This is a genomic window from Clostridium bornimense, assembly GCF_018917145.1.
Lineage (GTDB): Bacteria > Bacillota > Clostridia > Clostridiales > Clostridiaceae > Clostridium_AN > Clostridium_AN bornimense_A.
Window position 1 is genome coordinate 1 of the sequence record NZ_JAHLOD010000080.1, and the last position, 8,566, is coordinate 8,566.

Sequence of the window (8,566 nt, forward strand, 5' to 3'; positions counted from 1 at the left end):
GAAAATTTAATTTTACTCATATCCACTATTTCCTCCAAGATAATTTTAATTATACATAAAAAAGTACCTATAAACTAGACACTCTTTTTTTATGTGTCCATGTTATAGGTACCATTTTAATGATAGTTCCTTTTTTATAAAGATATTTAGAAACCTTGGCAGTTACCACTTAAAGTAGCACCTGTTATATTATTACTTCCATTTTTTGAAATACAATCTTCTATAATAGCCTTTCCAAAAGTAACTTCATGTCCTAATGCTGATGGTTTACCCTTTAATGGCCAATTATAATTTTTAGCCTCATTACTGTCAGCAATACAATTTTTCATTGTTACAACACCACTTTGATTATTTCTGTCAAATCCATTTCTTTTATTACCTTTTGCAGAACAATTTATTAAGACGTGGTTTAATGGATCAAGATGAGCTGCTTTACCAGATTCTTTATTATCTACTCCACCAAGTTTAAAGCCATTACCATCACCTTTTATTCCATTTACTTCACCATTATAGTTTGATTCACAATTTATTAATGTTACAGCACCATGAGCGGCATAAAAATCCCATCCATCATCAACATTATATTCAGCTTTACATTTCTCAAATACATTTCCTTCACCTGAATGAAGCTTTACAGCAAAACCATCAGGATTTTCTCCTTTTGAATCAACATTATGATGTGAGTAACAGTTGTATATATAATTATAAGATGCACCATTAGAAATTTGTAAACCAGTATCGGCATTATTATGAATATCTAAATTTTCAAATCTGTTATAGTTTCCTCCTGTTACATATATACCATTATCTTTAGCATTACAAATTTCTAAATCTTTTATTGTATTGTTGTTACCGGTAATAGTTATACCTCTAGCACCATTTGAAGTGTTTGAAAAGTCAATTTTTGCGCCAGATTCACCTTTTAAAGTTATATTATCTTTTAAAGTAACTGATTTAGATTTTACTGTTCCTTTTATTAAGATTGTATCACCTGACTTAGCTGAAGATACTGCTTTTTCAAGGGTTGTTTCATTATCTCCAACAATAATAATTGTTCCATTAGTAGTGGCTCCAGTTCCATTTCCATAAGTACCAGTACTGGTAGTATTACTAGTAGTATTATTTGTATTGTTATTGCTATTAGTGTTATTGCTAGTATTAGGAGTGGTGTTGTTATTATTATTAGTATTGGAATTTGAATTATCATTTCTATTTGAAGTATTTTTATCCAGTGATGATACAATTATATTATCAAATTTAGCAGAGGCTTTGGACGTTATAATACCTATAGACCCTTTAGATAAAGATGTATCAGTAGCTGTTGTGATAAGTTTACCATTTAGATAAGCTTTTATGGTATTACCATTTAACTCTAATTTAACTTTATATAGTGTATTTTCTTTTATAGAAACTTTTGCTTTCTTTAAAGTTTTTGATTTTCCATTAACTTTGGATCTAATTTCTAGAGTTCCGCCATCTTTATTATATAGAGAAATAGCATAATAATTATTTTTATTAGCATATCTTCCACAAATCATAACTCTTTTAGAACCATTAAATTTTTCTATAGTAACTTCTGATTCAACAGAATAATTTTTCCAAGATGTTTTTCCAGCTGTGCTTGAGGCTTCTACATTAGTAGAAGATTGATAATAAGCTTTACTATTATTATAATTTACGATAGACCAACTACCTTTATTTGTTTTCCAATTCTTACTTCCAGATTGAAAATTATCTGCAAATATATTATTAGAAGCAAAAACTTGCTGATGTCCTAATATAGTAGTAGTAAATATAGATGTTGCTAAGAAAATACTAGCAATTTTATTTTTATTCATAAATATTTCCCTCCCTGTAAGTTTAAATATTTTGTCAAAATATAGATTATATTGTAAGCATATATCAAAAAATGGAATGTGTCAAGGCGGATAAGAGAAGGGATGTGCAATAATTACTATTATTTTTATAAAAAATTAAAATATAAATATCATTTAAGATAATTGAGAATTTTTTTTTAGAGTTATGCATATTTTAGAATATAATTAATAAGGAAGTGAAAAAATGAAATCAAAATGTACTTCTTTTTATTGTCCATATTGTGGATCAGTAATAGATCTTTGTGATGATGAATATATAGAAGTTTTTAAAACTTTTAATAGTGATAAGGATAACAGAAGTAGTAGTACAAATTCAGTTGAACTTATTCCACCACCGGGATTAATAGCTTTATATCCAATTTTTGATGATAATTCTCCATTCTTTTCATATTTTAATTTAGATCCTTGGATTGATAAGTTATCAAAGTATGAAAATGAAGATGGATTTAAGATGGATGGAAGATATAAAGAGACATATGGGGTATTAAGACCACCATATGATGAGATTAATTTTTCACCTGGACATATAATGAGTAATCTCGCAATATAGTGAGGGGAATCTAGCGGAATCATCAAGCAGAATATTTTGAAATATTAGGTCTAATAAGCATGACTAAAGTATACCAAGTCAAATAATAAACTTATTTCTAATGAACCGCCGTGTACCGAACGGTACGCACGGTGGTGTGAGAGGACGCTAAATAAAATAATTATTTAGCTCCTACTCGATAGGATATGATACAGACCTATCTATTTTAAAGATATATTAATTTTTACTGCTTCTAGTCTTCTTGATTCACCTACAGTACCGCATAACTCACCGTCTTGAACCCAAGGACCCCAACCTATATCTTGCATATGGCCTTGATATTTAACAGTATAATTATCTGCATCTTTACCAACAAGACGGATTTCTATAGCTTCACCACGAAGTGATTGACCAGTGGTACCAGCTACTTCATCATTTTTTACCCAAGGACCCCAGCCTATGTTTTGACTATGAACTCTATATTCTATATCTATATCGTCTTCATCATATTTTTTTTCGAGCTTAATCTTTATTGCCTCTAGTCGTAAACTTTGACCAGTTGTACCTGAAACTAAACCATTTTTTACAGGATCAATCCAACCTAAGTTTTGTATATGGCTTTCATATACAACATTAGGAGGAATTTTAGGTGTTACTTTAATTTTCAACGCTTCTAACCGCAGGTTATTATCAATATCACCACATTGTTCACCATCTTTAACCCAAGGAATCCAACCTAAGTTTTGTATATGGCCTTGATATCTTACGGAATATTTATTAGCATTTTTACCTGTAAGACGTATTTTTACGGCTTCAGCTTGCTTATTTATATTTTTTGTACCAGCTATCTTATTATTTTTTATCCAATTACTCCAACCAATATTTTTGTTATATATTTTATATTCTATTGACACATCTTTTACATCAGAATCTAATGAAGCTCGTATAGCACTTAGAGGGATAGATTCTCCTACTGTACCTATAATTTCACCATTTGATTTAGATGAAGTTTGTTTGCCTTTTATATAACCAGAGTAATGTATATTGATGTCTTCATAATCAGGCAGTTCATTATCTTGTACTTTTTCAGATTTTGCATTAGCAACAGCTTGTACTACATTGCCTGCGTCTAACATTCCACCAGTAGTATTTAAATCTGTAAGAGAGCTTAATGGCTTTGCATTATCTAAAATAAAAGTTTTCAATTCAGCAGCTGAAAGAGTAGGATCTACGCTTAAAGCTAATGCAGCAATGGCGGAAACATATCCTGTAGCCATAGAGGTACCACTTATATATTTATATGTATTGGGTACTGTACTGTAAATAAAAGTTCCTGGAGCTGCAATATCTACTTTTGTTTTACCATAATTTGAGTTATCACTTTTGTTTCCTTCTTCATCGATACTCATAACAGAAATTACATTTGGTAAATCATTATAGTTAGCTGGTAGTACTGTATTTTCATCATTATCAAGAGACTTATTACCAGCTGCACATAAAAATAATGCATCAGAATTTTTAATTATCTCATATTCACGCTCAGATACTTCACTACCTTCAAAAGAGCAATTAAATATTTTAACGCCTTTACTTAAACCATATTCAATAGCTTTTTCTACTGAATTTAAATATATAGTACCATCATTACTACCAACTTTTAATGGCATAATTTTAACATTTGGAGCAGCGCCCACAATACCTTTATCATTATCTTTTGCTGCAATAATTCCTGATACATGTGTACCATGACCATGACCATCCATTACATCATTACTATCGGCAATAAAGTTCCATCCATGTACATCATCAACATATCCATTATTATCATCGTCAATACCATTATCAGGTATTTCATCTTTATTAGTCCAAATATTATCTTTTAAATCTTCATGATTATAATCTACGCCTAAATCTATTACTGCAACTACTACGTCTTCACTACCTTTTGTTATATTCCATGCATTTTCTATATTTATATCTATACCATTATATTTATAATTTTTTAATGCCCATTGATTCCATATATATGGATTATTGCTTGATGAGCTTATCCTTCCATAAGGATTGTCAAGAGACGTATATTCACTATCATCGATAATTTGTCTAGTGTTACTAATATTTAATATACTTTGTAAATTTTCAGCACCATTAACATAAATACTTGAGACTAATATAGTACATATTAATGTGAATGAAGCTAGAATGATAATTGATTTTTTTCTCATTTTGTAACCTCCTGGTAATCGAGATAATGAAATATAAGAAAAAGGAGTTAGTGGTAATAGGAAATAAATAAGTAATCTCCTTATTTCTTATATCTGACTAGTATAATACCATTTATGACATTTTTTTTAAATATAATTGTCGTGTTTGGTCGTATTTTAGTCTTAAAGCAAATAAGTACATAAAATCTACCGTAAAATATTACTTTAGTGTATAATTATATGTCGTAAGTGAAAAATAATAAGTAGGATATAATATGGAGGAAAGTAATGGCGATAAAAATAGTTACAGACAGTACATCGTATATACCAAAACAATATATTAATGATTATGATATATCAGTAGTTTCACTAAATGTAGTTCTAAATGGAGATAGTTATAGAGAATTAGAACTTTCCAATGAAACTTTTTATGAGAAGATGGAGGAAGCGAAAGAAATACCAACATCATCTCAACCTGCACCAGGTGAGGTAGCGGATATATTTAAGAAGATAATCTCAAATGGTGATTCTGTTTTAGGAATATTCTTATCTTCAGAGATGAGTGGAACTGTATCAAGTGCCAATATGATAAAAAATATGGTGCTAGAAGAGTATCCAGAGGGAAAAATAGAGATAATGGATTCTAGAACTAATTGTATGCAATTAGGTTATGTTGTATTGGAGGCGGCTAAAGCAGCAAAAGAGGGTGCAACAATGGAAAAAGTTATGGAGGTTGCATCTAAAGTAATAAATAGCAGTAGATTTATCTTTGCACCAGAGACATTAGATTATTTAAAGAAGGGTGGTAGAATAGGGGGAGCAGCTGCACTTTTAGGAAATATTCTTAAAATAAAACCTATCCTGACAGTTAGGGATGGAAAGACTACTATTTTTACAAAAGTAAGAACTAAAAAGAAAGCTATAGATGCAATGATAAATATATTAGAAGATGATATATCATCTAGAAAGCTTAAAGGTATTACAGTACATCATATTAATTGTTATGATGAAGGTGTTGTATTAGCGAATAAGATTCAAGAAAAGTTAGGCATTGATGTTAATATAGAATCTATAGGTCCAGTGATTGGATTACATGTAGGACCAGGAAGTATTGGAATAGCATATTATTGTGATAAAAGTTTATAAAAGTAGGGATGAAGCACTAGATTAATTTATTGTGCATCATCCCTATTTTTAAATTCTTTGATAAGATGAATAATTTCATGGACTCCTTTTTTATAACCACCAGCATTATCAAAAGAGCATTTTATTTTCTTTAAATTCCTTAAATAAGAAGGATTATTTATAACTTCTTCGATAGCACCTCTAAGAAGTTCAGGTGTGATTTTATTTTTATTAAGATATATAGTTCCACCGAGCTTTTCTATTTTACTAGCTATATATAACTGATCCGCACCAAATGGAATTGCTACAAATGGTATTTTGTTATATATTAATTCACTAGTACTATTCATACCACAATGAGTTATAGCAACATTGGTATATTTGAGAATATCCATTTGTGGTACATAATCTCTTACAATAAAGTTGTCTGGTATATGAGATTTGCTTAAATCTATATGATAAGCAGCTAATACTATTATTGCATCGACATTTTTGAAAGCTTCAAAAAAGTTATTATATATATCATAGTTTATATTGTTATATATTGTACCCAAAGATATATATATAACAAATTGATTATATAGTTTATAAAGTGGAAAATCTAGATGCTCTTTTCTTATATATATAGGAGGTCCTATAAATTTAAAACTATTATCATAATTTTCGGGATCCTCAATCATATATTTTGAGGTATAAACTATATTAATATCGCCTTTATTAAAAAGCATGTCAACAAAAGAAGGGATAGTTATATTATATTTCTTTTTTATTGAATTAGATACTCTAGAATGTTTAAGAATGATTTCTTTTATTTTAGGATCATTGTAGTCTAAAACTATATGATTTTTTTCAATTAACTTATCTTTACTAGCAAAAATAGCAAGTGAAGATATTTCAGGTACATTGAGAAGTTTTGCTATTATTTTACCTACTAAAAACATAGAACTATATACTACAGCGTCTATAGGTATGTCCTTTAATTCATATAGAATTTTATCTACAAGATATTCTAGACTATCTAGAATTAAGTTCAACATTACGAATGCTTCTTCACCTTCTTTTTTCATAGAAGGAAGAGTTACTATATTTCCTAAAGATTTAAAAGTTCCACCAGCAGCTTCAATACTTTTTCTAAATTCATCTGTAGAAAAATAAAGAACTTCATAATTATTTTTAACTAATTCATCAACTAGACCTAAGGTGGGATTTATGTGACCATAAGCCGGAATATTTATAAAAACTATTCTAGACATAAACATCTCCTCTTTTAAACTACTATAATAATATATGCTATTACAAAAGAAGAAGTGTTAGAATTAGAATCTATTTTTTTACATGTTTCACGTGAAAACTTTTTATTTTAAAATTATTAATATAATTAAGTATACTATGTAAAATAAATAGGATATTTAATTGCATATTTGTAGAAAAGTTAGGCTGGCAATAATGAAAATTAATTATTTTAATTATAAAAAAGCAAATTATTATCCTCACTTTAGTGATAATAATTTGCTCTTTTATATTTATGCTATTTTTGTATTACAATATGGTTCTATATAACCAAGACGTTTACATTTTAGAGCTTTTTCTAAAATCAATATACCTTTCCATTGATTTTTGGAAGCTTCAAAGTACTCAGAATAATTAACTCCCCATGTCCAAGGAATATCTCTAAGACCATTAGTGTGAAAATCATCTATAAATAATGATGCATTTTCATGTAATTTGCTGTTGAGATAAGGATATAATATTATGTTATCACCATTTATAGAATCAATTAAATCTAGTGGTTGAGGCATGAAATCACTTATCCATTTAGAGCTATCACTATATATTGCTAAAGAGGCTAATTTAGCAATTTTCTTTTCCATTGATATTAAATCAAAATCAAATTTTTCTTGTCTGCTTTTTGCAATAGTCAATGCGTTTATATAACAATTTAACTCATTAATATCCATTTGGTGAACAGAATATAATCTTTTAAGACCCTTCTTAAAGGATTTGGAAGCCATCTTAAAACCTTTACTATTTCGTTTTGTCCAATAGAGCATAAAAGCAGCGATGTCCATAGAGGGATTAAATCCCCATGTGTTATTACCATATTCATCAAAATGCCACCATGTACCATGAGGTGCATTATTATTTTCTTTTATTACAGTACTCCAGGTACAGGTGTTTTCATCAAAATGATTTTTTTCAAAATACTGTAGTGCTGCCTCAATAATATCATTACTCTCAGTACAGCCTATTTCATATAAAATTTTGCATGCCATAGCTGTAACTAAAGGTGAAGAGGCATTTGTTAAACAATCGGGATTTAACCCCTTACCAAATCCACCATCGTCATTTTGATATTTTTTTAATTCCTTTAATATATCATCTTTAGCACCTTTTCCAAAGTGGTATTTCCATCTATATTCTTCTAACTTTCTTCCTTTGTTACTAATCCAAAGTCCTATTTTTTTTATATCTTCTAAGGTTATCATTTTCATATATTATCCCTTCCTAATCTACATTCCTATCTATTAAATGTATATAGTTTATTAATATATTCAAATTATATAAGTAATTTGTGACGAAATTGTGTTAAAAATTATTACAAGTAGATGCTTAATAAAAACTTAATAATATAAAAAATGAAAAGAAGTGTCGAATTGTTGAATATATTAGTGATAAGCAACAGGAAGTAATTAAAAAAGCTGATACACTTTATGATCTGACTCCTGTCAAGTAGACAATCAAAATAAATAAAAGATATATGATGATGCGACTACGTTGTTAGTCGCATTTATCATGATGCTCTTTTTTTCTTTGCTTCTAATTCTGCTTTA

At 28.8% G+C, this 8,566-nt stretch carries 6 protein-coding genes; 2 read left to right on the plus strand and 4 right to left on the minus strand.

The genetic code is table 11. The annotated features are described in order from the left end of the window. Positions 1–146: 146 nt before the first annotated feature. Positions 147–1,838 carry a right-handed parallel beta-helix repeat-containing protein gene (locus KQI30_RS15920; RefSeq protein ID WP_253287546.1) on the minus strand — a complete coding sequence of 564 codons (1,692 nt, stop codon included), beginning with the start codon at positions 1,836–1,838 and terminating at the stop codon, positions 147–149. Between the two features lie 223 nt (positions 1,839–2,061). Between KQI30_RS15920 and KQI30_RS15925 the strand changes: the two genes are divergently transcribed. Beyond that, on the plus strand, positions 2,062–2,427 hold the full coding sequence (locus tag KQI30_RS15925) for a hypothetical protein (protein WP_216464333.1): 366 nt from the start codon (positions 2,062–2,064) through the stop codon (positions 2,425–2,427). Positions 2,428–2,627: 200 nt separating this feature from the next. On the opposite strand, the gene KQI30_RS15930 is transcribed toward KQI30_RS15925, so the two are convergent. After that, on the minus strand, positions 2,628–4,631 hold the full coding sequence (locus KQI30_RS15930) for a S8 family serine peptidase (protein ID WP_216464334.1): 2,004 nt from the start codon (positions 4,629–4,631) through the stop codon (positions 2,628–2,630). A gap of 267 nt (positions 4,632–4,898) precedes the next feature. Between KQI30_RS15930 and KQI30_RS15935 the strand changes: the two genes are divergently transcribed. Further along, positions 4,899–5,756, plus strand: coding sequence for a DegV family protein (locus KQI30_RS15935; protein WP_216464335.1), 858 nt, complete (start codon positions 4,899–4,901; stop codon positions 5,754–5,756). 26 nt (positions 5,757–5,782) lie between these two features. On the opposite strand, the gene KQI30_RS15940 is transcribed toward KQI30_RS15935, so the two are convergent. Together KQI30_RS15940 and KQI30_RS15945 are read right to left on the minus strand one after the other, a co-directional pair. Beyond that, positions 5,783–6,988 carry a macrolide family glycosyltransferase gene (locus KQI30_RS15940; protein ID WP_216464336.1) on the minus strand — a complete coding sequence of 402 codons (1,206 nt, stop codon included), beginning with the start codon at positions 6,986–6,988 and terminating at the stop codon, positions 5,783–5,785. A 270-nt stretch (positions 6,989–7,258) separates the two neighbouring features. Continuing rightward, on the minus strand, positions 7,259–8,227 hold the full coding sequence (locus tag KQI30_RS15945; RefSeq protein WP_216464337.1) for a hypothetical protein: 969 nt from the start codon (positions 8,225–8,227) through the stop codon (positions 7,259–7,261). Positions 8,228–8,566 lie beyond the last annotated feature (339 nt).